General features: G+C 36.6%; 21 protein-coding genes. 1 reads left to right on the forward strand and 20 read right to left on the reverse strand.

Translation table 11 applies throughout. The annotated features are described in order from the left end of the window. Positions 1–62 precede the first annotated feature (62 nt). The 15 genes from LDX54_RS05805 to LDX54_RS05875 form a co-directional block, all read right to left on the reverse strand. Entirely contained in the window at positions 63–1,487 is a 1,425-nt protein-coding gene (locus tag LDX54_RS05805) for a C69 family dipeptidase (RefSeq protein WP_265666621.1), read from the reverse strand. A gap of 31 nt (positions 1,488–1,518) precedes the next feature. Continuing rightward, positions 1,519–2,754: a signal recognition particle-docking protein FtsY gene (gene ftsY, locus LDX54_RS05810; RefSeq protein ID WP_198202152.1), complete on the reverse strand. Its 1,236-nt coding sequence runs from the start codon at positions 2,752–2,754 to the stop codon at positions 1,519–1,521. Between the two features lie 2 nt (positions 2,755–2,756). Further along, entirely contained in the window at positions 2,757–6,320 is a 3,564-nt protein-coding gene (gene smc, locus LDX54_RS05815) for a chromosome segregation protein SMC (RefSeq protein WP_265666620.1), read from the reverse strand. A 12-nt stretch (positions 6,321–6,332) separates the two neighbouring features. Then, a complete protein-coding gene (gene rnc / locus LDX54_RS05820; protein WP_046325042.1) occupies positions 6,333–7,019 on the reverse strand; it encodes a ribonuclease III in 687 nt (228 codons plus the stop codon). Between the two features lie 107 nt (positions 7,020–7,126). Further along, positions 7,127–8,899, reverse strand: coding sequence for an oligopeptide ABC transporter substrate-binding protein (locus LDX54_RS05825; protein WP_187157513.1), 1,773 nt, complete (start codon positions 8,897–8,899; stop codon positions 7,127–7,129). A 335-nt stretch (positions 8,900–9,234) separates the two neighbouring features. Beyond that, the gene (locus LDX54_RS05830; protein ID WP_265666619.1) at positions 9,235–11,010 is read right to left on the reverse strand and encodes an oligopeptide ABC transporter substrate-binding protein; all 1,776 of its coding nucleotides are present in this window, start codon (positions 11,008–11,010) and stop codon (positions 9,235–9,237) included. A 343-nt stretch (positions 11,011–11,353) separates the two neighbouring features. Beyond that, entirely contained in the window at positions 11,354–12,274 is a 921-nt protein-coding gene (locus tag LDX54_RS05835) for an ABC transporter permease (protein WP_046325045.1), read from the reverse strand. A 14-nt stretch (positions 12,275–12,288) separates the two neighbouring features. Then, a complete protein-coding gene (opp4B, locus tag LDX54_RS05840; RefSeq protein ID WP_046325046.1) occupies positions 12,289–13,248 on the reverse strand; it encodes an oligopeptide ABC transporter permease in 960 nt (319 codons plus the stop codon). Positions 13,249–13,250: 2 nt separating this feature from the next. Next, positions 13,251–14,228, reverse strand: a complete 978-nt coding sequence (locus LDX54_RS05845) for an ATP-binding cassette domain-containing protein (RefSeq protein ID WP_187157488.1) — start codon at positions 14,226–14,228, stop codon at positions 13,251–13,253. A 3-nt stretch (positions 14,229–14,231) separates the two neighbouring features. Further along, on the reverse strand, positions 14,232–15,242 hold the full coding sequence (locus LDX54_RS05850) for an ABC transporter ATP-binding protein (protein ID WP_265666618.1): 1,011 nt from the start codon (positions 15,240–15,242) through the stop codon (positions 14,232–14,234). Positions 15,243–15,360: 118 nt separating this feature from the next. Beyond that, the gene (gene acpP, locus LDX54_RS05855; protein WP_046325049.1) at positions 15,361–15,603 is read right to left on the reverse strand and encodes an acyl carrier protein; all 243 of its coding nucleotides are present in this window, start codon (positions 15,601–15,603) and stop codon (positions 15,361–15,363) included. Between the two features lie 17 nt (positions 15,604–15,620). Further along, complete coding sequence (gene plsX, locus LDX54_RS05860) at positions 15,621–16,622, reverse strand: phosphate acyltransferase PlsX (RefSeq protein ID WP_265666617.1); 1,002 nt, start codon at positions 16,620–16,622, stop codon at positions 15,621–15,623. A gap of 17 nt (positions 16,623–16,639) precedes the next feature. Continuing rightward, entirely contained in the window at positions 16,640–18,676 is a 2,037-nt protein-coding gene (gene recG / locus LDX54_RS05865) for an ATP-dependent DNA helicase RecG (protein ID WP_265666616.1), read from the reverse strand. Positions 18,677–18,678: 2 nt separating this feature from the next. After that, on the reverse strand, positions 18,679–20,337 hold the full coding sequence (locus tag LDX54_RS05870) for a DAK2 domain-containing protein (protein ID WP_046325052.1): 1,659 nt from the start codon (positions 20,335–20,337) through the stop codon (positions 18,679–18,681). Between the two features lie 21 nt (positions 20,338–20,358). Beyond that, positions 20,359–20,721: an Asp23/Gls24 family envelope stress response protein gene (locus tag LDX54_RS05875; RefSeq protein WP_046325053.1), complete on the reverse strand. Its 363-nt coding sequence runs from the start codon at positions 20,719–20,721 to the stop codon at positions 20,359–20,361. 164 nt (positions 20,722–20,885) lie between these two features. Here LDX54_RS05875 and rpmB point away from each other — a divergent pair, with 164 nt between their 5' ends. Continuing rightward, positions 20,886–21,071, forward strand: a complete 186-nt coding sequence (gene rpmB / locus LDX54_RS05880) for a 50S ribosomal protein L28 (RefSeq protein ID WP_046325054.1) — start codon at positions 20,886–20,888, stop codon at positions 21,069–21,071. Between the two features lie 49 nt (positions 21,072–21,120). Here the strand turns inward: rpmB and LDX54_RS05885 are convergent, their stop codons facing one another. The 5 genes from LDX54_RS05885 to LDX54_RS05905 are packed head-to-tail and all read right to left on the reverse strand — an operon-like array spanning position 21,121 to position 26,074. Further along, entirely contained in the window at positions 21,121–21,807 is a 687-nt protein-coding gene (locus LDX54_RS05885) for a thiamine diphosphokinase (RefSeq protein WP_265666615.1), read from the reverse strand. Beyond that, positions 21,804–22,454: a ribulose-phosphate 3-epimerase gene (gene rpe, locus LDX54_RS05890; protein WP_265667651.1), complete on the reverse strand. Its 651-nt coding sequence runs from the start codon at positions 22,452–22,454 to the stop codon at positions 21,804–21,806. Before rpe ends, LDX54_RS05885 begins: the two co-directional genes overlap by 4 nt. Before the next feature lie 8 nt (positions 22,455–22,462). Beyond that, positions 22,463–23,356 carry a ribosome small subunit-dependent GTPase A gene (gene rsgA / locus LDX54_RS05895; RefSeq protein WP_265666614.1) on the reverse strand — a complete coding sequence of 298 codons (894 nt, stop codon included), beginning with the start codon at positions 23,354–23,356 and terminating at the stop codon, positions 22,463–22,465. Continuing rightward, a complete protein-coding gene (gene pknB / locus LDX54_RS05900) occupies positions 23,349–25,328 on the reverse strand; it encodes a Stk1 family PASTA domain-containing Ser/Thr kinase (RefSeq protein WP_265666613.1) in 1,980 nt (659 codons plus the stop codon). Before pknB ends, rsgA begins: the two co-directional genes overlap by 8 nt. After that, positions 25,325–26,074 carry a Stp1/IreP family PP2C-type Ser/Thr phosphatase gene (locus LDX54_RS05905; protein WP_265666612.1) on the reverse strand — a complete coding sequence of 250 codons (750 nt, stop codon included), beginning with the start codon at positions 26,072–26,074 and terminating at the stop codon, positions 25,325–25,327. Before LDX54_RS05905 ends, pknB begins: the two co-directional genes overlap by 4 nt. Between the last annotated feature and the right edge of the window lie 4 nt (positions 26,075–26,078).

The raw sequence follows: 26,078 nt of genomic DNA on the forward strand, positions 1-26,078 counted from the left end.
TAACAAAAAAGTCTGGAAAAATTTTCCAGGCTTTTTTAAATATTTTTAAACCAGAATTGAATTTATAGGTTTTCATCCATATTAAAAGTTAATTTTGACATATTAATTGAGTCAATCATCATTTGCGCCCATAATTTCTCAGACCGTTTTCTGGTATAAGCAACTGTCTCTTGGTTTGCTTTCGTCAAAAACGAAGTCAGCTCACTGCCTTTTTTAGCTCCTGCTGCTTTAATAACATCATAAACCCGGCGACGATAATATTGGTTCAATTCATTTAAATAATCTGTATCCAATTGCACAAATTGTGGATAGTGGGTTTCTACCAAAGCCGCCAGTGATTTATAGTACCACCAAGCATCAGTGAGATTATATTCCATTGAAGTATTATTGTATGAAGGATCAGTGTCCTTCATATTAGCAAAAAATGGTACAAATGGTGTGAAAGTTGGACCACCAATGCACAACCACATAATAGCAGCTTTATCATGATCAACATCATTTCTAATTTGCAAGATATGAGAATTTTGGGTTCTGTTTAATCCAATTGGCCGAAAACGGTGTTTTTGCTCCTCTGTTCCTTTACCAAATGGATCATAAGGTGTGTTTTGGTAATGACTGCCGAGGACAAATTCAATATCCTCTCTGGTTATTTTCTTCGCCGCACGCCGAATGAATGGTAAATTACCGTCAGTCGGCTCTTGTTCAATTTCAGGGTTAAAATATTTTTGACCGTACCAAACTCTATTAGTGTTATAGTAACGATCTTGTTCACTATAAGTGCCAAAAATGTGGCGGAAATTCCAACCTTGATGATCAACATTTAAATGATGTTGCGCCACAAACTCTTGAATGCCTTCGCTCCACATAAAGCTGTCCGAATCATCAAAATCCACTTGTTCAATTGAAACCCGATTGGCTGCTATCGCATAGGCATCATCTGGAATACGCTGAGCAACCCAATGATGGCCCGTAACTATTTCCATGTACCATATTTCATCTTTATCACTAAAGAGAACTGAGTTACCAGCTGGCGAACCGAATTTGGCAATCAGTTTTCCTAAATATTCAACTCCGTTTCTAGCAGAATCAATATATGGCAGCACAACAGATTGCATGCAATCTTCGTCAAGCCCGTCCTTTACCAGGGGATCGAAAGCCAGTGCACGTTCATTGCCATATGTCGATTCAGTACAAGACATAGCAACATTTTTTTGATTAATGCCGCTCTCATCGTAATAGCCGCGATTTTTATAGTCAACGTTAGGTACAGCTGGAACCGCCTGAGCGTTTTCCGGTAAGTCTAACTTAAAATTGTTTAACCAAGATTTAATTTGACGGCCACTTTCATTTTTAGCTGCAGGTCTGATAATGAACTTTTGCGGCGTAATAGGACGAAAAGTATCATCATTACGAGCAATCATAGTTGAACCATCAACCGACGCATTTTTACCTACTAAAATTGTTGTACACGCACTGTATTCTTTCATTAAGTATCTTCCTTTTGCACAAATTTTATTCTTAAATTAAATCATGAAATAGTCCGACTGCATAATTTGCAGCATCAAAATCTGCCAAATCACTTGCCTTTTCACCTAGACCAACTAATTTTACCGGCAATTTCATTTCATTTCTAATTGCTAAGACTACCCCACCTTTTGAGGAACCATCTAGCTTAGTGAGCACCAAACCTGTCAGTTTGGTAGTTTTATCAAAGTCTTTGGCCTGCAATAATGCATTTTGCCCCGTTGAACCATCAAGTACTAAAAGAGTTTCAGTAGGTTCCTCTGGAGCTTGCTTTTTTATTGTTCTCTCAATCTTTTCCAGCTCGTTCATTAAATTCTTTTTATTTTGCAATCTACCAGCTGTATCAACAAGTAAAAAATCATAATTTTCTTGCAGAGCCTTTGTCGTGGCGTCATAAACAACAGAAGCCGGATCGGCTTGTTCCTTGCCAGTTACAACAGAAACACCAACTCTTTCTCCCCATTCAGACAGTTGTTCAACTGCACCAGCTCTAAATGTATCAGCTGCAGCTAAAAGAACAGACTTACCTTGGTCCTTAAAGCGTTTTGCTAATTTGCCAATTGTAGTGGTTTTACCGGCGCCATTGACTCCGACAAAGAGATAGATATTTGGTTTACCGTCATTATGAACAGTTAGCTTTTCATTTTCTGAATTACCACTTTCATCATAAAGGTCAACTAATTTTTCTACTATCACCTTTTTTAAATCGTCTCGAGATTTGGCTTTTTGCAATTTAGCTTCATCACGCAGTTCGTCTGTCAGTTCTTCAGCTGTTTCATAGCCAACATCAGACTCAATTAATAGCTCCTCCAAATCGTCAAAAAAGTCTTCGTCAACTGTTCTAAACTGTGCGAAAAAGCGATTTAATCTAGCACCAAAACCTTGATTCGTTTTCTCCAAGCCTTTTTCATATAACTCAGTTTCATCCTCCTGATCTTCGCTAGCTGTTTCGTCCTCAGCTTCTTCATTTGGAGTCTGCTCCAGCGATGAAGTAGTAAAATCTTCATTTTGCTTTTCAGATTCATCTGTCTCAGCAGAATCTTTTTCTATTGCAGCTGACTCGTTACTACCGTCTTTAGTAATTTTTGTTTTTTCATCTTCTGCTTGGTCAGCGGAAACGTCTTGATCCTCTTTAGGACTTTCGTTTTTAGGTTGATCATTATTTTCGTTATTTTTGGTTTCGTCATTTTCACCAAACAATGATTTTTTAATTTTATCAAATAAACCCAATTTTATTTCACCTCATTTTTTAATTCTTTTAAAGAAACGGATAATACTTGTGAAACTCCTGATTCTTGCATTACAACACCATAAAGCTGGTCTGCTCTTTCCATTGTGCCCCTTCTATGTGTGATTACAATAAACTGGGTATGCATGTCATATTCTTCTAAAAAGTTGGCAAAGCGAGTGACATTAGAGTCGTCCAACGCAGCCTCGACTTCATCTAACACGCAAAATGGCACTGGCTTAACCTTCAGCATGGCAAAAAGAAGAGTGATTGCGGTCAATGCCCGTTCCCCACCAGAAAGTAAACTGAGTCTTTGCAGTTTCTTTCCTGGTGGTTGAGCTATAATTTCGATGCCAGTAGCTAACAAATGATCCGGGTCGGTTAAGACTAGTTTTGCACTACCACCACCAAAAACAACTGGGAATAGTTCACTGAAGCTTTTAGCTACAGCAGTGAAAGTTGATTTAAACCGATTACAAACCTCTTGATCAAGTTCTGACATTGATTCTTCTAAATTATCTCGCCCTTTTAGCAAGTCATTTTGTTGAGCATTAAGAAAATCATATCTTTTTTTAACGTTGTCATACTCTTCAATTGCTTTTAGATTAACTGGCCCGATATCAGCAATAGACATACGATGCAATTTCACATCTTTTTGCAGTTGGGCACGATTTACTTCGGTATTTTCCTTTTCTGCTTGATGCAAAGCTGCTTCATATGTTAACGAGTAATCAGAACTCAGGGTATCTAAACGCTGGTCTATCTGGCTATTTAATTGCGCTATTTTGACAGAATATTCTTTTTGCTCGGCAGCCGCATCTTTACGCAGATCATAATTTCGGCTTGCCACCTGATCAAGCTGGTTAATTTGTGCATCATACTGGCCTAGTTTAGAACTCAAACTATTAAGCTGCTTTTGTAATTTCTGCTTCTTAACGGCGCCATCATTTTTTTCCTGCTCAAAAGCTGTCTGTTTTTTATGATCAAGAAGATCATTCTGTTTAAGTTCATTTAATTTTTGCTCTAAAGTAGAAATTTGTTTTTGCTGCTGGTTTGCATCCCGCCTTTTTTCAGATATTTGTTTTGTAATATTTTCCAACTTGTTGGCATAAACAGCAATCTGCGGATCAAGCTCGTTCAATTTGGACTGAATATCATGATTTAGTTCAGTAAAGTTTTTAATCCGCAGTTGCAGATCACTAATTTTTTGCTTTTGCTGAGAAATATCTGTTTGAAACCTCTTTTTTTCCTTTTCAGCGAAACTAATCTTTTTCTTAGTGGAATCAATTTCCTGATCGCGTTCTTCTTTTTGCTGCTCAAATAAACTATTAGCAGCTTTTAACCTATTGACTTCTTTTTCCTGATTTTGATACGAAAGTGCTGTCTCACCTAAATTTTGTTTCAGATTTTGAAGCTTTGCTTGAGTATCTTTCACTTTTTTGAGCAGAACATTATTTTTCTTATTGACAACAGCTAAATCTGCTTCGCTATTTTTTATTTTCAGCTGTAATTTGCCAATTTTTTGCTTTAGTTCACCAAGTTCTGCTGTAGTTTGAAGCGGAGAATTACTTTTTTGATTGCGCACTCCTCCTGTCATTGAACCACCAGGTGAAATAACATCGCCATCAAGCGTAACAATACGATAGCGAGAAACGCGTTGCCTAATTTTTAGCGCATTATTTATGGTATCAACTATTATAGTATTTCCAAGCAAATAGTTAATCGCGGGCGTAATATTTTGACCAGGCAAACTTTTAACTATTTCACTTGCAATACCTTGAAAGCCAGAGAAAGAAGAAATCGTATTAATCGTCGAGGAAGGGATCGAATACTCCCGCAAGCCATCAAGGGGTAAAAAAGTAGCTCGTCCAGCACGATTTTCTTTTAACTGGTTAATGGCATCCCGAGCATCCAACTTTGTTGCAGTTACTAAATCTTGAACTCCATTACCCAGAGCCGTAGCCATGGCAACTTCATATTTTGCAGGAAAGGTAATTAATTCACCCACTGCACCTATAACGCCATGGTAATCTGCTAGATTATTTAGCACGTTTTTAACACCATAAAAATACCCCTCATGGCGTTTACGGATATTTTCCAGTGCATCATGGCGTGCTTTTAATTGGCTGAACTTCTGATTTTCTGTAGTAAGCGATGTTTGCAAAGTCAATAAATTATTTTGCGTTAACCTTTGTTCTTCAGATAGAACCTCTATCTGTTGTTTCACATTTTGATAATTTTCTTTAAGACTTTTGCCTTGCACCTGAAGTCTATTAAGTTCAGCTTTTTCCTTTTTCAGTTCATCAGAAACATTTTTTGTTTGCAGTTGGGTATTATCACTAAGCTTTTTCAGTTCAGAATTAAGATAAACGATTTCATTGTTATTAGAAGTTTGATCTTGTAACAACTGAATATAATTTGACCGCAGCCGCTCTAAATTTTGGTTCAGTTGTTCCGGGTTTTCTTTAAGCTGTGTCGTTAGCCCTACTCTCTTATTATTTAGCTCCTCTTGTTCTTTTTTTAGATGGCTTTCTTCTTCAAGCAGATTAGTTGTTTCCTTTCTGCTACTCACTACCTGCTCTTTTAAGTCGCTTAATTCGGACTGATATTCTTTTTTAGTAGCTTCATTATACTGTTTGCTCTGCTCGGAAACTTGCAAATGCGTATTTATTTCGGAAAGCTTTTTTGTCAACGAAAATAAGTCATTTTGAATTTGATCTTTTTGAGCATTTAAAGTCTGAAACTCTTTTCTTTTGTCAGCTACCGCACCCTGAGATGTCTTAACTTCTTGATCTAATTTTGTTAACAGATTTTGATTTTGGTCAGCTTTTTCTTGCACTGTTTGTTTTTGTTTATCTAAATCTTGAATCTCAAATGCTAACAAAGTTTTTAGTTCATGATCCAGACCTTTTTTCTGAAATTGATATTCCTTTGCCAGAGAACTTTGTTCATGAAGAGGTTCAATTCTTTGCTCCAGTTCTTTTACTAAATCATTGATGCGTACCAGGTTATCGGTGGTCTGTTGTAATTGAACTTTTGCTTCTTCTTTTTGCTTTTTAAAATGTAATACTCCAGCTGCTTCCTCAAACAGTGAGCGCCGCTCTTCAGGACGGGAATTTAATACTTGATCAACCCGTCCCTGTGAAATAATGGCTAAGCTTTCTTGTGAAATGCCAGAATCCAGAAACAAGGCTCGGACATCTCGTTGTCTAACATTTTTTTTATTTATTAAATATTCGTTATCTCCCGACCGTAAAATTCGCCGAGTTACAATTACCTGGTCATCCTTAAAATTAAGTTCACCTTTTTTGTTGTCAAAAATAAGGGAAACTTCAGCGTGGTTGGCCGGCTTACGAAATTCACTGCCCGCAAATATCACGTCTTTCATGTTTGAGCCCCGCAAAGACTTGGCGCTTGACTCTCCCATGACCCATCTTATTGCTTCGGTAATATTGCTTTTACCACTACCATTAGGACCCACTATGCCAGTAATACCAGTATCGAATTCTATTTTTGTTTTTTCGGCAAAAGATTTAAAGCCGTCAATTATTAGTTCAGTTAGTGGCACACACTCATCTCCCTAATTAAGCTTATTTAAAGCGGTTTTTGCAGCCTCTTGCTCTGCAGCTTTTTTATTATGGCCTTGCCCTTGAGACAATACTTTGCCATTGACAACTAACTGTACAGTAAAACTAGACGGCAGCTGTTCTTCTTTTAAGACTTCGTATTCAATCTTTACTGGTCCGTTTTGCTGCAGCAATTCTTGTAAATCTGTCTTATAATCACGTGAAGCATCAAATTTCCCGGCATCAATTAACGGATACACTGTTAAACTCAAAAAATGTTCGACTGCTTCCATGCCCTGATCAAGAAAAAGCGCTCCATTAAATGCTTCAAAAACATCCTCTAGCAGTGTCTTACGAGAACGCGCACCAGCTTTTTCCTCACCATGACCTAGATTAATTTCAGCCGGAAAGCCAAATTTTTGGGCAAATTCCGCAAAGCCTTCAGTATCAACAATATTAGAACGCATCCTGGTTAATTCACCCTCATTAAGACTCGAAAAATTACGATAAAGGTAATCAGATATTGCTAATTCTAAAACTGCATCCCCCAAAAATTCCAACTTTTCATAATCACGAATGCCGTCTCCAGGATGCTCGTTGGCATATGAAGAGTGGGTAAAGGCTTCTTCTAATAACTTCTGATCGTTAAATTTAATTTTATATTTCTTATCTAATCGATTAATAAACTTGGTACTAACCATTCTATCATCTCCTTAATAACCTAAATTATACCAGTTTTTGAGTGTAAAAAAGAAAACTATTGTTTCAAAAAAACAATAGCCTTCTAATTTTTATTCTATATTAACTTTTATTTTGTATAAGCAACCTTGTACCAAAGTGGATGTCCGTTATTTTGCTTAGATGGCTTTTGTGAATAACCGGTAAGTTTGCTGTTAACGGCATCAATTTGATATGCATTGTAAAGCGGAACAACATAAGCCTGATCAAACATGTATTTTTGCCATTCATGGAATTTTTCTACACGATACTTATGGTTAAACGCTTTTTGAGAATCCATCTCTTTGATTAGTTTCGTATTTTCTGGAGTGACAAAACGTGAATAGTTGGACATTGTCCCTTCACTGTACATTTGTTCTTGAGAAGGTTCAGACGAAAGACCCCATGCAGCCATAAACATGTCAACGTCAGGTGAATCATGTTGAACTTTATCATAAAATGAATTAAATTCTGTCAAGCGGCCACCGACCAGTTTAACATTTAAACCAATTTTATTCCATTGTTGAATAAAGTTTTGCATGATTGGTTGTTGAATTGAATTACCAGACATAGCCATGAAATGAATAGTTAATGGCTTGCCATTAGGTTGTACACGCCACTTGCCTTTTTTCTTGTAGCCAGCTTTATCTAAGATTTGATTGGCTTTCTTAATGTTATAGGTATACCCTTTAACACTTTTATCAAAATAATCACCGAATTCTGCTGGAATTAAAGTTGGAACTTGGAAGCTTAAGCCATCAGTATAGTGTCTATAAACAGCATCAGTATTCATTGCATAAGCTATAGCTTGACGTAATGCCTTGTTATTCATTTTGGCTTTCGGATTCATCACGTTCTTTGATTTTTTACTATCCCATTTACCAACCTTGAAAGCTAAATAACTGTAATATAGAGGAATTTTAGCAACAAATGTGACATCCTTGGTATCCTTAACTTGTTTCCACTGGCTGTTAGTAACCCTGATAATATCAAATTTATGATTTTTAATTGATTGTGAAGCAGAGTTCGGGGAAACAACTTGATAAACAATTTTATCTAATTTCGGCTGACCACGCCAATAATATTTATTTGGAACCCAGGTAACAGATTGACCACGTACAATTTTATCAAGCTTATAGGGACCAAAGAACAAAGGATTCTTTCTCAACTTATCTGATGATTCCAGTTTTGCGAAAGGAACATCTTTTAAATAGTGATATGGTGCGGCTGCCTCCCAAATATAGCCGTTACCACTATAATACATACCAGGTTTTAATTCTTTGCAGTGTAACACTACTACTCGTCCATCTGGACCATCAGGCATTTCTATTCCTGAAATTGTTTTGGCCTTGCCTTCATGATATTCTTTCAACCCATTAATAATATTGAGTTGATTGGCGTATCTTTGAGATTTAGTTGCTTTATTTGCAATTATCTCATACGCGAATTCTATATCCTTGGCAGTAACCTGCTTACCGTCAGACCATTTAACGCCCTTTTTAACTGTAATAGTTGCAGTTTTTGCTTTACGATCAAGTTTGAGAGTAGCTGGACCCTTATCATTTATCTTGTAATTATCATCTGTTTCAAATAATGATTCTTGACCTGGACTTGCGACATCAGCACTTGGTTGATCCATTTGCAGTTCTTCATTAAAGACTCCGGTGAATGGTGTATCAGTTACTTCAGCAACTTTAATTGTTCCACCCTTCTTGGCAGTCTTAACCGGTGTCTCAATTGGGAACTTGCTGGCAGTCTTAGCTCCCTCATTGCTAGTGCTCTTATTGCTTTTACCACAAGCTACTAAAGTTAACGCAGCTGTTGTTACAATTCCGACTGTGCCTATAATTTTTCTTGTTCTCATCATACATGTCTCCTTTATATGCAAAGTTAATAGTATTTTGGAAACAAGCTAACAGATAAATGTTAACATTAATCATTAAAAAAGCAAGGCAAATCCAGAAATTATACTGTCTATAAATAGTAAAGTAATTAAAAAATAAATATTATTCAAATAATAAAAATTCTTTCAAATGTTTTGAGTAATAAATATCATAAAGAATTAAATTTATATTTTAAAAGATATAAATGATTCATATATATCAGTATGACACTACAAGTATTAAGGAAAAACTTTAAAAAGCAAAAATAAAAAATACCAAACTATTTTGCTAGCCTGGTATTTTTACTTAAATTCTATTATTTAACAAAACCAACTTGGTACCATAGCTGGTGACCACTGTTATTTTGTGATGGCTTCAAGGAGTATCCAGTAATCTTGTCATTTACAGAATAAATTTTATAAGCATTTACTGTTGGAACAACATAAGCCTGGTCAAACATGTATTTTTGCCATTCGTGGAACTTTTGAACACGATATTTATGGTCTAAAGCCTTTTGAGAATCAATTTCATCAAGTAGTTTACTGTTCTCTGGAGTTACAAAACGTGAGTAATTAGATGGTGTTGCTTCTTTGTAAAGGTCTGCTGGAGATGGTTCACTTGAAAGGTTCCAACCTGCTAAGAACAAGTCTACTGAAGGATCATCGTGTTGAACCTTATCATAAAATGAGTTGAATTCTGTCAAACGACCACCGACTAAGGACACATTCAAGCCAATTTTATGCCATTGTTGCAAATAATTCTGAATAAGTGGCTCTTGTACAGCACTCCCTGACATTGCCAACAGATTAATTTTCAACGGCTTACCATTTGGTTTAGCACGCCATTTACCCTTCTTTTTATAGCCAGCTTTATCCAAAATTTGGTTTGCTTTTTTCAGGTCGTAAGTATAACCCTTAATGCTCTTATCATAGTAATCACCAAACTGTGCCGGAATCAAAGTTGGGACATGGAAAGAAAGCCCTTTGGTATAGTGTTTATAAACTTGGTCAATATTCATCGCATAAGCCATTGCCTGACGTAGTGGCTTATGATTCATTTTGGCATTAGGATTCATGACATTTTTGCCCTTTTTGGCATCCCACTTACCAACTTTAAATGCCATGTAACTATATGACAAAGGAATTTGAGCGACAAAATTTACATTCTTAGTCTTTTTAACTTGATCCCATTGTGAATTAATAACCTGAATAATATCAAATTTGTGACTCTTAATTGCTTGACTAGCGGAATTAGGATTAATAACCTGGTAAATGACCTTATCTAATTTTGGTTTACCACGCCAATAATATTTGTTTGGTGTCCAAGTTACTGATTGCCCACGAACGATCTTGCTGACAGCATATGGGCCAAAGTATAACGGCTTTTTCCTAATTTGATCAGACTCTTTTAGCTTACTAAAAGGAACATTCTTTAAGTAGTGATATGGTGCAGCTGATTCCCAGAAATAACCGTTACCACTGTTGCTCATACCTGGTTTCAATTCAGGGTAATGAAGCACAACTGTTCTCCCGTTAGGACCATCAGGCATTTCAATACCTGAAATCGTCTTGGCCTTACCATCATGATATGCTTGTAAACCTTTAATAGTGGCTAACTGACTAGTATATCTTTCTGATTGTGTGGCCTTATTAGCGAATATTTCATAGGAATATTCCATATCTTTAGCATTAACTTGCTTGCCGTCTGACCACTTAACACCCTTTTTGACAGTAATTGTGACAGTCTTATTTTTATTGTCCAACTTCATTGTAGCTGGACCCTTATCGTTAATCTTGTAGTTGTCATCAGTATCAAAAAGTTCTTCTTCACCAGGAGATGCAACTTCACTGTCAATAGCACTCATAGCTAACTCATCAGAAAAAATTCCTGTGAATGGTGTATCTGTTTCTAAGGCAACTTTAACAGTTCCACCCTGTTTAGCTTCCTTCTTGGGTACTGCTACCGGAAACTTACTAGCTGTTTTAGCATTAGAATTGTCATTGGCCTTATTATTAGATTTACCGCAAGCTACCAGCGTTAAAGCAGCTGCTGTTACTACCCCCAATGATTTATATAAATTAGATTTTTTCATCTCTACATAACTCCTTTTTATTATCAGGAAAATTTAATTTTCAAAACAAGTTAATAATTAAATATTACCACATAAAATTAAAAAAGCAACGGTTTATTCATTTTTGTTTAATAGATATTTATTTCAAAAAGAGCAATTTCTGATGTTAAATGTTGCCGTAAATACCTAATACCAACTTTATCAGTCTTTATGGGGTAGAAATTAAACAGTTTAATTTTTGAATTTCTTGTCATAAAAGTTAGTGATAGAGAAATTAAAGAAAAAACTGCTAATGAATAATTTAGTAATTTTTCAAAATTATCCATTAGCAGAGATTTTAAAATATTAATGATAAAACTAAGTTTTAATTTTCTCTTTGCCGCGCATCTCCAGCCCTTTGTAAAGCACGACCAACATAATTGATACTTAAAGAAATAGCTAGTAGCAGTATTGTAGCCGGCAGCCATAACCAAGGCCTGTTGACAACGTTAACCGGATCATTGGCAAATCCAATTAAAGTACCTAAGGAAGGAACTGTAGGCGGTAACCCGTAGCCAATAAAGGATAAAGTTGCTTCAATACCGATGTTTCCGGCAACTGTCAGTACCACATCAATAATTAGCATAGAGCCAATGTTTGGTAGGACTTCTCTAAACATTATTTTCAAGTCTGATGAACCAGAAGTTTTTGATGCCAGCACATAGTCTCTTCCTCTTTGAGAAAGAACAAATGCCCTAAAGTATCTTGCCGTACCTGTCCAGCCAAACATCGAGATTATCCAAACTAAAGTAATAGGGCTGTAATGTGGTATAACAGTTACCAAGACAATTTCTATAGGCATTGTTGGCAAAACCTGCACAAAGTCCACTATTCTCATAATGACAGCGTCAACATAGCCACCATAATATCCTGAAACAAGGCCAACAACTAAACCAACGGTCTCACAAACAGCAGTAACCCCAAGTCCGATAAGGATAGAATTACGACCACCCATAATTAATAAATTAAGAATATCTCGTCCACCATCATCAGTTCCCAGAATATGACCATCAGTGAACCAGCCTGTATAAGCATCGATTATATTTGCTTCAGTAACTTTATCAGAGTTTAAGAATAGTGATCCGCCAAAAGTTAATAGTAAAACTAAGACTACCACTATGAATGCAGTTAAAGCTTTCCTGTCCTTAACAACTTCTCGTACAACTACTCTAAAACTTGAAGCAGGAGAAGAAACTCGCACTTTCTTGGCTTTATCAGTTGAAGTGGTTTTATTTTTTTTCAACATTTGTCTCCCCTTCTTTACTTTATCCTAATTCTTGGATCTACAATGCTCATTATAATATCTGATAATAAATTACCGAGTAGAGTAAGAAAACCAAAGATTAAAATTAATGCAGTTAGCGTAGTATAGTCACGCTGTTGTATTGAGTCTAAGAACAATTTTCCCATACCAGGATAGCTAAAAACAGTTTCAATAATCATTGAACCACTTAACAGACCAGTTATAACTGTACCAAATGAAGAAGCTATAGGTAACAAGGAATTACGTAAAATATGTTTATTAAACACAACTTTTTCAGGAACTCCTTTACTGTGGGCTGTTCTAACATAATCTTCAACTTTATTATCGACAATTCCTGTTCTTAAATATTGCACGATTCCAGTAGTCGTTATCAACGCACTCAGGATAGCTGGGAAAATGATATGGTAAAGCTGACTGCCTAATGTACCCCAGAAACCAGAAGCATTAGGAGAAACCGAACCTGAAATAGGGAACCAGCCTAAGAGAAAGCCAAACAGCCAGATACCTAAAATGTAAAATACAAAAGGAGGAATAGCAAAAGTAACATAATTAAAAATTTGTACAGCTTGATCTTGCCATTCATCTTGATGTTTACCAGCAATCACACCTAAAGGAATTGAAATACTATAACTGATTATTGTTGTTAACAGCGAAAGCCAAAAAGTGTTTACAGCTCTATCAGCAATTAAAGATGTCACCGGAACGTGCTGAATGTAACTGGTACCTAAATCACCTTTAAAAATATTACCTACCCAACGAGCATATTGTACTGGGACTGGATCATATAGTCCCGCAGCTCTTTTAAGAGCCTCTAGTTGCTTAGGGTCAGTATTAGGATTAATTTGTCCCGTAAATGGGTCTCCCGGCATCATTTTTGCCAAGAAAAAGACTAAAATGCTTAAAATGATCAATTGTGGGATCATAATTAAAACACGTCTTAAAACAGTTTTCCACATGATTATGCTCCCTCCTTATCATTTGTTTCTTCTTCGACTATTTCTTTTTCAGGTAAAGCGACTAAATGTTTATCTGATACGTGTTTAAGTGGAAAAACTCGTCCATCTTTGTCGTACCACTTACTTTGATCATTCTGAAATTCTTGTTCAACTTCTTGACGGTGTTTCTTATGTTCATCTCGATGTTCAACATCTACTTGCGGAATAGCGGAAAGCAGCCTTTTCGTATAGATGTGCATTGGATGCTGATAAATATCTTCTCTTGAACCAATTTCAACCAAACGACCACGATGCATAATAGCCAAATTCTCAGACATATGCTTAACGACACCTAAGTCATGAGAAATAAAGAGGTAAGCAATATTGTACTGCTGCTGAATATGCTTCATAAAGTTCAGCACCTGTGCTTGAACTGATAAATCTAAGGCACTGGTTGGCTCATCAGCGACAACCAGACGTGGATTAGTAGCAACCGCTCTGGCTACGCCAATTCTTTGTCTTTGACCGCCTGAAAATTCGTGCGGATATTTATATATTGAGTCACTAGGCATTCCAACGATATCAAGTAATTCTTGCACACGATCACGCTCTTGATCAGTTGTTAAATTTTCAAAATTGCGTATTGGCTCTGCAATAATATCCTCAATTCGTTTTCTCGGATTTAAACTTGACAGAGAGTCCTGAAAAATCATTTGGACATCTTTATTGTAATTGAGTCTGCGGCGATTTTTGGATTTGGTAATATCGACACCCTTATACATAATACTGCCGCTGGTAACAGGTTCAACCCCAACAATAGCCTTGCCTGTAGTCGACTTGCCTGAACCTGATTCACCTATAAGTCCGTATGTTTCTCCTTCATTGATAGTAATACTAATATCATCAACGGCACGAACATAATCGGTAATACGATTCCAAAAACCAGATCTGATAGGATAATGAACTTTTAAGTTTTTTACTTCAATAATTTCTTTAGCCATAAACTACTCCCCACTCACTTCATCTTGAAAGTGGAACGTCTTCCAGCAAGTACATCTAACCCAATGCCCTGATTCAACTTCATGCATTACTGGATTTTCCTCATGGGCACTTGCAGGTATCCACGGTATTCTAGCAGCAAACCTGTCACCTTTTCTAGGCATATTTTGCAATGATGGAACTGTTCCTTGAATAACATGTAAATCTTCTTCTTCATCTTCAGATTGAGGCATTGAATTTAACAAAGATCGGGTATAAGGGTGAAGTGGATGTTCAAAAATTGTTTTGACATCAGCTTTTTCTACTATTTGACCACCATACATAACAGCAACCTCATCAGCTGTTTCAGCAACTACTCCCAAGTCATGAGTTATTAAAATAATACCAGATTGAGACTGCTTTTGGATATCTTCAAGCAAGTCCAAAATTTGTGCTTGAATAGTTACATCAAGGGCAGTTGTCGGCTCATCAGCAATGATAATTTCAGGTTTACATGCAACAGCCATGGCAATAACCACACGTTGCCTTAATCCACCAGATAATTCAAATGGATACATGGCGTATGTTTCTTCAGGTTTCGGCATACCCACCTGATTAAAAAGCTCAATTACACGTGCATGACGTTGTTTCTCATCCATATCTGTATGGTAATACAAAGTTTCTGCTACTTGATCACCAACTCTCATTAGTGGATTTAAACTGGCTAAAGGATCCTGAAAAATCATTCCGATTTTATTCCCACGAATTTTATCGAACAGTGATTCATTCAGGCCTACCAAGTTCAATTCATTATAAAGAATATCACCTGTTACTTTTGTATTTTTATGGTCGTACAAACCGATAATACTAGATGCGATTGTACTCTTACCACACCCAGATTCACCTACAATTGATAAAATTTCATTCCTTTTCAAAGTTAAATTAATATCATCTGCAGCATCATAAAATTTCCCATTTAAACGATATGCTGTATGTAAATGCTGGATATCTAGCAAGAGATCACTTTGTTTTTCCAAAGGTCATTTCCCCTCTCAAATCTTCAATGAATTTATTAAAGATATTTAATAAATTTATTTAATTTCTAATTATAACCGTGAAACAAATTGTATGCAAACTAATAATTAATTTTTTTAATTAGTTTTGATGATTTGCAACGTAATTAACAGCATCACCAACAGTTTTAATTTTTTCTGCATCTTCATCAGAAATCTCGGCGCCGAATTCATCTTCTAATTGTAAAATGAATTCCACTAAGTCAATGGAATCAGCGTCCAAATCACTAGTGAAATTAGTTTCATCAGTTATTTTGTCTTTATCAACTTCAAAATTATCTGCTAAAATATCCCTGATTTTATTAAAAATTTCTTCTTTACTCATGTTGCTACTCCTTGTTGTTACTTGCTTTCGTTAGCAAATTCTGCTTTAAAATTATCAATTATTTTTTCCTGTAAAATTTTATCAATTTGCTTAATTGTAAAATATACAGCACGCTGATCTGAACGACCGTGTGTTTTAACTACAGGAGCATTAACTCCGAGTAAAACAGCACCACCATATTTAGCTACATCAAATTTTGAAATTAAACTTTTTAGTGCCTTTTTAATCATCAATGCACCTAATTTAACAAAAGGTCCATTATTGAGCAAACTATCTTTTAACAGATGGATTAAAACACCAGAAGTGCCTTCAATATTTTTTAAAACTGCATTGCCTGTAAAACCGTCTGTCGCAATTACATCAGCTTTACCGTCCAATAATTCGTTGCCCTCAATGTTACCTATAAAATTAAGCTTGCTATTCAGCAATAATTGAAAGGCTTGCTGATGAACATCATCACCTTTATCATTTTCAGCCCCGTTATTAAGCAGACCAACCCGGGGGTTTTTTATTCCTCTGACTTTTTCAGCATAATATGAGGCCATTTTAGCCCAGGCCAGCAAATATTCCGGTCTGCTTTTGGCATTTGCACCAACATCGATCATATTGAAACCATCATCAGAATTCTTTACTGGCAGGGTCGGCATAAAACCCGGACGAGTTACTCCTTTAATTCGTCCTATTATAAATATACCACAAGCTAAAATGGCACCCGTATTTCCTAGTGAAAAAAGTGCATCTGCCTTGCCCTGCTTCACAAATTGCGCCGCCACGACAAGTGATGAATCCTTTTTAGACCTAATTGCCTTAACTGGTTCATCTTCATCATTAATTATCTGAGTGGTATTAATAACCTCTGTCTGACTTTTATCCTCGCCTAATAGTTGCGTTATTTTCGCTTGATCGCCAAAAAGTATAAATTTCGTTTGCGGCAGTTCTTTTTTTGCCTGCAATACTGCTTGAATAATTGCTTCAGGAGCATTTTCTCCGCCCATTGCATCAATGGCAATAGTTCTCATCTTATCCTCAACCTTTACTAAGTTCTTTTTTGTTGTAATTGCTTATATTCTAACACTTGTTTTAAAGTTTTATTTTCAGATTTTTGCAAGAGAGGATCATTTTTAATCAATTTTTTGGCCTCTTTTTGTGCCACTACCATGGTATTGTAATTGTTAACAACGTCTCCTACCTGAAATTCAGGTAAACCAGATTGTGCCTTACCAAACAGATCACCTTCACCGCGCATCTTTAAATCTTCTTCTGCTAACTTAAATCCGTCTGTTGTTGATGCCACTATTTTCATGCGGGATTTACCGGCCTGGGTGTTGGGATCAGCTAAAAAAATACAGTAACTCTGAGTTTTTCCCCGACCAATTCGTCCACGCAACTGGTGCAGTTGACTAATACCAAAGCGATCAGCATTATAAATGACCATCATATTAGCATTAGCAACGTCTACTCCTACTTCAATTACGCTAGTAGTAACCAAGATATTAATATCACCTGCGGCAAAAGCAGCCATAATGTCGTCTTTTTTATTTCCTGGCATTTGCCCATGAAGTAAAGCAACCTTTTCATTAGGAAAGTCACGACTTAGCTTGTAGTAAAGCTGTTCAGCATTTTTTAAATCTAAGGCTTCCGATTCTGAAATTAAAGGTGTGACAGCATATATTTGGAATCCCTGCTCTAATTGCTCATGCATTAGTTGATATACTTGATCCATTTGCGTGCTCGTTTTCCACCAGGAAACTATCTTTTTTCGTCCCGCCGGCAGGTGGTGTATTTCGGAAATAGTCATGTTGCCATACACTGTTAAAGCTAAAGTTCGCGGAATTGGTGTGGCTGTCATTGCTAAAACGTCAGGCAAATTTCCCTTATTGACTAAGGCTTGTCTTTGATTAACACCAAAACGATGCTGCTCATCAATAATAACTAATCCCAATTTTTTAAAAATCACACTAGATTGAATTAAAGCGTGAGTACCTATCACAACATTAATAGTACCATCAGTTAGTTCATTATAAATTTCTCTACGCTCCAATGTTTTAGTAGAACCCGTCAAAAGAGCACAGCGAACTCCCATAGGTTTCAGCAACTCATCAATCTTTTTAAAATGTTGGGTTGCTAATATTTCTGTTGGAACCATCAGTGCAGCTTGAAAGCCGGCTGTCACTGCCGCAAAAAGTGCATAAACAGCGACTATTGTCTTTCCAGAACCCACATCCCCTTGCAACAGTCGCTGCATTTGAACTGAAGAAAGCAAATCCTTAAAAATTTCGTTAATTACATGTTTTTGATCTGCAGATAGTTCAAATGGTAGTGACTTAGTAAGCTTGGCAATTTCATCTAAGTTATACTTTTTAGCAATCCCCTTATTACGCGGATTGTATTCAGTCAACTGGGCTAGTTCAGTTTGAAATATAAAAAACTCTCTAAAAATGGCACTTCTTTTAGCAACCTGAGATTCTGTAGCATTTTGTGGATGATGCATTTCTTGTACAATACTACTTTCAGGTAGCAAGCGGTATTTTTGCCTTATCTTAGTAGGGACTACATTATCAACTTCAGCTAAATAATCATCTAAGGCAAGATTGATTAAATCTATTAGTTTTTTTTGCTTAATCTGCCGGTTTACTGAATAAATGGGTGCCATACCACTGTCATTTTCTTTTGCTGCAACGAACTTAAAGGCAGCCAGGCTTTGTCTAGCAGCATTATACTTACCATAAATTGCTACTTCTTTGCCAACTGCAATTTTTTCTTTTAACCATGGTTGATTAAAAAAATTGACCATGATGACATCATGGTCAATTCTTAACTTAAAACTAAGGCGGCTTTTTTTATAACCAAACCTGGTTACAAAAGCATCTGTTGCAACAATTCCCTTAAGCATTACCTTTTGACCATCCATGATCTGATCAAGAGGAATCGTTTGAAGCTCATCATAACGAAATGGAAAATAATACAACAAATCATAAACGCTATAAATTCCCAAACTTCCAAGAGCAGCAGCAGTCTTTGTTCCCACACCTTTCAAATCGGTTACTGGAGCAAAAAGTTCTTTTGCTATCATAATTACTCAACAGAAATCAGGAAATTATATACTGGTTGGCCACCATCATGAAGCTCAAATTCAAGGTCATCATGCTTTTTCTTTAATTCATCAACGAGCCTTTGTGCTTCGTTTTTATTAGAATCACGCCCATACATTACTGTGATAATTTCTGAATCTTCATCCAGCATTTTTTCTATCATAGAGGAGGCAGCAACAATTAGATCAGAAGCCGCTACTTTAATATCTCCATCAACTATTCCTAAAAAGTCACCTTGATGAATTGCTATATCATTAATCGTTGTATCACGGTTAGCTTTAGTAACTTCTCCCGAAACAACTGTATCAAGTGCATCAGTCATGTTAGCAACATTGTCATCAAGAGAATCATCCGGATCAAACGAAAGCATCGCCGTCAAACCCTGTGAAATAGTTTTAGTAGGAACTATACCAACAGGAATATCACTAACTTCTGCAGCTTGTTTAGCCGCCATAATAATATTACCGTTATTTGGCATTACAATTGCTTTTTTGGCACCCGATTTTTTGATTGAATCGATAATATCTTGAGTTGAAGGGTTCATAGTTTGTCCACCAGAAATTATCCGGTTAACTCCTTCACTTTCAAACAGCTTACGAATACCATTACCTGAAGCCACGGCAATAACAGCAAAATCAACGCTTTCTTGATTCTCTTCATTGTTATTGACAATAGTTTCATGTTGAATTCGCATATTATCAATCTTTATTTTTCCTAACTGACCAAACTGACTGCCATATGCAAAAACAGCTCCAGGTTGCTCTGTATGAATATGAACCTTTGCTACTTCTTCATCTGAAACAGCTAAAAGAGAATCACCAAGTTTAGACAAATGCTCTCTAAATTCATCTAAATTAAAGGTTTTCTTTGCCGGAACGTCAGCAGTTAAATCAACCATAATTTCAGTACAGTAACCATTAGCAATATCTTTAGTGGAAAGCTGAGATTGGACAGATTGATGATGCATTGCATTAATCATTTCATCCATTTCACCTTCGTCTGGCTGGTAACGATCAGCAAATTCTTCGCCTAGAAGTCCTTCAAGAAATCCTTCATAAATAAATAAAAGTCCTTGTCCTCCAGAGTCAACTACTCCAACTTGCTTCAAAACCGGTAGTAAGTCAGGAGTTGATTTTAACGCTCTTTTGGCGCCTTCAACAATCGCTTTCATGACTTCTGCAACATCATCGGTTTCATTGGCTTTATTAGCACCTTCCTGAGCACCAATTCGGGCAACAGTCAAAATTGTTCCTTCAACGGGTTTCATGACGCCTTTGTATGCAGTGGCAACTCCATTTGAAAAAGCGTTGGCTAATTCTTGTGCATTAAGTGTTTTCATGCCCTGAGTGGCTTTATAGACCCCTCTAAATAGCTGAGAAGAAATAACTCCACTATTACCTCGAGCTCCCATTAGCATTCCTTTTGCGAGGCTTTCTGTCAAGTCTCCCACGCTGTCACTATTATTTTGAGCAACAGCCTTTGCACCACTTTCAATAGTTAAATTCATATTTGTTCCAGTGTCTCCATCAGGAACCGGGAAAACGTTCAAAGAGTTGATAAACTCTGCATTGCGTCCAAGTCTGTGTGTGGCAACGCGAACCATATCTCTAAATTTTTTACTGTCTATTTCCTTTAAAACCAATATTTTTAACCTCCGCTTGAGTTATTCGTCAAGCACTTTAACACTTTGAACGATGACATTGACAGCTTTAGTTTCAATTCCAAGTTGATTTTTCAAATTGAATTTAACACTATCCTGGACATTGCGGCTTACTTCAGATATTTTTAGACCATAGCCGACAATTATATAGACATCAACTGTAATCCGATTATCTTCAGATCTGACAACGACACCACGTTTATAATTTGCTCGATTTAAAATTCCGTCGAAACCGTCACGGATAGCATTTTTTGAAGCCATGCCAACAACGCCGTAATTGGATGTAGCCGCACTTCCGACAACAGTTGCAATCACTCCGTTTGATATATCAATCAAACCGTTCTTTGTTTTGATTTTTACAGCCATGTTTACCTCCGTATCATAGTTCTCAATATTATGAATCTATTTTATCATAGTAATCAAGTTTAAATACAAAATTCCCTTCATAAAAAATACTTTTGGAGTTGCAATGATCTTAAACTTATGCTATCTTAACTTAGTATGAAAACACAATAAAGGGGGTTTAGCAAATGGCAAAAGACTATATCACTGGCAAAAAGACCACTTTTGGTAACACACGTTCACACGCGTTGAATTCAAACCGTCGTGCGTGGAAGCCAAACCTTCAAAAAGTTCGTATTCTTGTTGATGGCAAACCAAAGCGTGTATGGGTTTCAACTAAGACTTTAAAATCTGGTAAAGTTACCCGTGCCTAAATAAAAAGTTTAAAAAAAAGCAGAAGAAATCTTCTGCTTTTTTTATTGCTTAAATATTTTGAAAACGATTAATATCTTTAGACTGGATGACCGCTACTACTCCTCTTGAAAATGAAAGTTCAAATGTATCTTTTTCTGGTAAAAATTCATTCGAGCTAAACGAGACGGGATTTGCACTCCTAAAATTGGCCAAATTATATTTAGCTCCATTTATATTTAAATTCAGTACCTTATTTAAGGTTGCTACTCCAAAATATTGATAACCTAGCTGCCTTTTAACTAAATGTTTTCCAGCATTATAAAATTTAATTGAATTTTGCTGGTCAATAAGTGTTATTTTTTCTGCAAACTGGTTAAATTCGGGCTTAAGAACCATAAATAAATTAGACAAAAAGTGATCCAAGCGTCCACCCGTGGCACCAAAAATAGTCAAATGAGAAACACGGTAATCTAAAAAGGCGCAGCGAATAGCCAGCTCTGCATCAGTCCAATCTTTTTCTGGATTCGAATATCTAATATCAGCAACATTTTTTTCGATTTCTGCTAATTCATTTCTTTTTAGTGAATCAAAATCTCCCTCGGCCACATCTACCTTAATGCCCATTTTTTGTAAAAGAAGCGACCCGCGATCGACACCTATTACTAAATCACCGGTTCTATTAGCTTTTAGAAATTGCTCTTTGAGATCGTCAGGCCATAACTGTTTAGGCGCTCCTAACAGTGCAAAGGATTTCATTGCAGTATGCCTTCTAACTCTGTAATTTGCTTCTTAATACTATTCTGACAAAATAAATAAGAGCCAGCAACGAAGATTTTTGCTCCTGCATCCTTAGCAATTTTAGCAGTTTGTTTGTTAATTCCCCCATCAACTTCAATTGGTACTTTTCCAGCGCTTAAACTTACGGCCTGCTTAATCCTTGAAGAAGATTCCGGAATGAATTTTTGGCCGCCAAAACCGGGATAGACAGTCATTAGTAAAATTTGATCAACTTTACCAAGAAATTTCTGTAAAACAGAAATTGCAGTATCTGGATTAAGAACTAGACCCGCTTTAACATTGTTTTCTTTTAAATAATCCAGCCAGTAATTGAGTTTATTCTCATTCATTGCCTCATAGTGAAGTAACACTATCTGTGCACCGGCTTTGACAAAAGCAGGTACCAATACATCAGGGTTATTACTCATTAGGTGAACTTCAACTTCAGTTGTCGGAAAAGTCTTTTTAAAATCAGATACGAGCTGCGGACCAAATGATAAATTTGGCACAAAATGTCCATCCATAATATCGATATGAAAGCGGCTGATGCCGCAATCAATCGCCATTTGAATATCTTTTTCCAAATTTAGATTATTGATATTTAAAATTGACGGTGCAATCACTATTTTTCTCCTCACTTTAAATACTCGGGCAGCCTGCCGTTTTCTATTTCTTTGCGTATTAACAAATAATCATCATAGCGGCTTTTTTTAATTTTTCCCGCTTCAACTAATCTTTTTACTTCACAACTGGGTTCGTTTAAATGCTGACAACCACGAAACTTACAATTGCTACTGGCTTTTCTAAATTCAATAAAATAATCACATAACTCTTTTACTTTAATTGGCGTAAGGTCAATTGCTGAAAAGCCTGGAGTATCTGCAAGAAAGCCTTTTCCTAAAGGAAAAAGGTTAACTGTTCTGGTGGTATGCTTACCCCGATTCAAGGAATTAGAAATGGCGCCTGTTTCCTGCTTGAAGTCACTTTGAAGTGAATTAATTAGAGTGGATTTACCTGCTCCTGATTGTCCTGCAAGAGTCCAGATGTTTTCAGCAGCAATCTCATGAATCAGGTTATTGGCGACCTCTTCTTGGCTATAATAAATTCGATATCCTATAGCGTTATAGTAAAGCAAGTCTTCGTGAATCTTGTTTAGCTTTGAACTACTTAGTAAATCGCTCTTTGACAGGTAAATACTTACAGCAACGCCTTGCCATGAAAAGAAAGTTAAAAAGCGATCCAATAACTGCAAAGAAAAATCGGGTTGAACTGCTGACATTACTAGTAAAACATGATTCACGTTTGCTAAAGCAGGTCGACCAATCAGGTTTTTGCGAGGTAAAACTTCCACCAGGTAATTTGTGCCTTGGTCATCAATTTGGATTTTAACGTGATCACCAACAGTTGGTTTTAATTTATTCTTGCGAAAAACTCCCCTGGCACGAGTTCTTACAATATCATTAGCAGTTTGAACGTCATAAAAGCCTGCAATCAGACCAATAACAATTCCCTGATCCTTTCTAATCATTTTTGACCTTCTCATTTAAAATTACCTGGCCATCGCGTACTACTTTCAGTTGACCAGGGCCGTCCCTAAGTTCAAATGGGATTGAGAAATTCATATCTTTTTTGATATATAAATCCCGGTAAATATTATCAATTGAGTGATTATCATCCGCAATATATATTTGAACATGATTACCGCGCTTATTATCAGAATCATCTTCATCATTATCTTCGTAGCTAACCGTAAAGTTTTTAATTGCCGTTAAATCGCGTTCCTTTTTTGCTCCTTCTGAAACATTAACAGAAATTGTACTTCCACGAGGAACTTGTGTACCTGCAGCCGGACTCATGGAAATAATCATTCCCTTCTTTACTTTGCTGGAATATGCAGAGCTAACTTGCAGTGTTAAGCCGTGTTTATGTGCAAATTCTTGTGCCTGCTTTAAAGAATAATCTTTTAAATCAGGTAATTTAATCATATGATGCTTCGAACGCGGATTTTTTCCTTTAGATATTACTAACGTAATTGTTGTTTGTTCCGGCTTCACTTCAACGTCGGCAGCAACACTCTGAGAAATGACGTGATCAGGTGGAACACTTGATGAAAATTGATTCTCACGAATCACTTCAAAACCTAATTTTTCAAGTTTTTGGACAGCAATACCATATTCATCACCAGTGACATCAGGTACTTGAACCATACCTGCTCCATCAGAAATATACAGGTCTATATAGCGACCTCGTTTTATTTCCGAGCCAGCAACAGGTGCAGTTTCAATTACTTTGCCACGATCAATACTATCAGAATTTCTATGCTTTATTTTGCCAACCTTTAAGCCAACACTTTCAAGTTTATTTCTAGCTTTCTTCTCACTCAGATTTGTCACATCGGGAATGCGGATATCACTATTTTTGTTATTATTGAGCACAAAAAACATCAAGCCAATTATTAAGATTGCTGCAAAGCCTACAAAAAGCCACCACCATTTATATTTACGCAAAGCTTGCGTAAAGCTGGAACGATTCTTGTGATAGTCAGCAGTCTTGTCTTGAGTTCTGTTTTCCGCATCAGTCTTTTCGACTACTCGATTGGGTTTGAAATTCGGCAAAATAATGGTTTCATCATCATTATTGCCATGAGTGGGTTTAAAAACTGGCTCATTAGCCCGGCCCGGTTCCAAACTGGTATCAAGGTCATCTTTCATTTCCTTAGCAGAATTATACCGGTCGCGCGGATCTTTAGCTGTTGCTTTTAAAACTACATTCTCTAATGGTTGCGGAATATTAGGATCTTGTTTTCTGATTGAAGGAATTGGCTCTTGAGCATGTTTTAAAGCAATTGAAACGGCGGAATCGCCATTAAAAGGCACATTTCCTGTAATCAATTCATATAAAATAATCCCCAAAGAATAAATATCAGATTGTTTGGTTACCAGTCCACCTCTAGTTTGCTCGGGAGACATATAATGGACAGATCCGATTGCGGAATTGGTTTGGGTGACAGAATTTTGATTTAAGGCTACAGCAATACCAAAATCGGCAATTTTGATATTGCCATGCTTGTCCATTAAAATATTTTGCGGTTTTAGATCCCGGTGAATAACATTATGCTTATGAGCCAATGACATTGCACTCAGTATTTGGTCCATGATTTTAATGATATTACCTAAATTCAAGGGTGAATTTGCTCTAATATATTCTTTTAAATCAGGACCATCTACATATTCCATAACCATGTACGGCAGACCATGGTCAGTGCCAACATCCAGGACCATCACTATGTTTGGATGACTTAATTCACTGGTAGCAAGTGCTTCTCTTTGAAAACGGGCCAAGGTCTGAGGTTCTTTTTGTAAATCGAGCCGCAAAATTTTAACGGCGACTTTTCGCTGCAGAATAATATCTTCAGCTAGATAAACATTTGCCATGCCGCCTTCACCTAAAGTATCAATTATACGATAGCGGTCGCCTAACAAATAGCCCTTATTGATCATTGCTTGTCACCACCCTCATTTAGAATTAAACAAGCAGTGATATTGTCCTCACCACCCAAACGATTAGCTTCGTCAATCAGCTTTTGGCAACGACTTTTTAAAGACAAATCTTTTGTCGCAAGTATCTGTTGAATCTGGGGATCACTTAATGAATTAGTTAAGCCATCAGTGCAAAGCAAAATAATATCATTATCATTTAAAGCAATCTGCTTATATTCCGGATCAATTGTGCTGGAAACTCCAAGTGACTGAGTAATGATATTTTTTTGAGGATGATTTCTAGCTTGCTGCTTAGTAATTTGACCTAGTTTAACCAATTCATTGACTAGAGAATGATCTTCTACAAGTTGGACGAATTGGCCATCTGAATAGCCATAGGCCCTTGAATCTCCTAAATGAGCGATTAAAGCTTCATTGTTGAAAACCACAGCCAATACTATTGTTGTCCCCATGCCATTTAAATCTGGAAAACGGTCAGCCGTTCTCAAAATTGTTTCATTCTCATTACTTAGTTGAACATTCAGCCATTTACGTGCACTGTTTGAATCGTAAAAGTCGGTGACACCGAAATTGTGACCCAAATGACTTACAGCCATAGTCGAAGCCACATCTCCACCTTGATGTCCGCCCATGCCGTCACAAACAATAGCCAATAAAGCATTTCTTTTATTTTTAAAAACCTGTACAGAATCCTGGTTGCTCTTGCGTATTCGTCCAATACTAGAAGCAAATGCTGTTTTTATCAAAATC

The sequence above is a fragment of the Lactobacillus sp. IBH004 genome (assembly GCF_026185255.2).
GTDB lineage: Bacteria > Bacillota > Bacilli > Lactobacillales > Lactobacillaceae > Lactobacillus > Lactobacillus melliventris.

Coding starts and splice junctions, on each gene's coding strand:
- acpP (WP_046325049.1), bottom strand. CDS start 15,603: ATGAGTAAAGAAGAAATTTTTAATAAAATCAGGGATATTTTAGCAGAT.
- pknB (WP_265666613.1), bottom strand. CDS start 25,328: ATGATCAATAAGGGCTATTTGTTAGGCGACCGCTATCGTATAATTGAT.
- LDX54_RS05875 (WP_046325053.1), bottom strand. CDS start 20,721: ATGGCTGTAAAAATCAAAACAAAGAACGGTTTGATTGATATATCAAAC.
- LDX54_RS05835 (WP_046325045.1), bottom strand. CDS start 12,274: ATGTTGAAAAAAAATAAAACCACTTCAACTGATAAAGCCAAGAAAGTG.
- plsX (WP_265666617.1), bottom strand. CDS start 16,622: ATGAGAACTATTGCCATTGATGCAATGGGCGGAGAAAATGCTCCTGAA.
- LDX54_RS05845 (WP_187157488.1), bottom strand. CDS start 14,228: ATGGCTAAAGAAATTATTGAAGTAAAAAACTTAAAAGTTCATTATCCT.
- rsgA (WP_265666614.1), bottom strand. CDS start 23,356: ATGATTAGAAAGGATCAGGGAATTGTTATTGGTCTGATTGCAGGCTTT.
- rpmB (WP_046325054.1), top strand. CDS start 20,886: ATGGCAAAAGACTATATCACTGGCAAAAAGACCACTTTTGGTAACACA.
- rnc (WP_046325042.1), bottom strand. CDS start 7,019: ATGGTTAGTACCAAGTTTATTAATCGATTAGATAAGAAATATAAAATT.
- LDX54_RS05885 (WP_265666615.1), bottom strand. CDS start 21,807: ATGAAATCCTTTGCACTGTTAGGAGCGCCTAAACAGTTATGGCCTGAC.
- LDX54_RS05825 (WP_187157513.1), bottom strand. CDS start 8,899: ATGAGAACAAGAAAAATTATAGGCACAGTCGGAATTGTAACAACAGCT.
- recG (WP_265666616.1), bottom strand. CDS start 18,676: ATGATAGCAAAAGAACTTTTTGCTCCAGTAACCGATTTGAAAGGTGTG.
- LDX54_RS05805 (WP_265666621.1), bottom strand. CDS start 1,487: ATGAAAGAATACAGTGCGTGTACAACAATTTTAGTAGGTAAAAATGCG.
- opp4B (WP_046325046.1), bottom strand. CDS start 13,248: ATGTGGAAAACTGTTTTAAGACGTGTTTTAATTATGATCCCACAATTG.
- LDX54_RS05830 (WP_265666619.1), bottom strand. CDS start 11,010: ATGAAAAAATCTAATTTATATAAATCATTGGGGGTAGTAACAGCAGCT.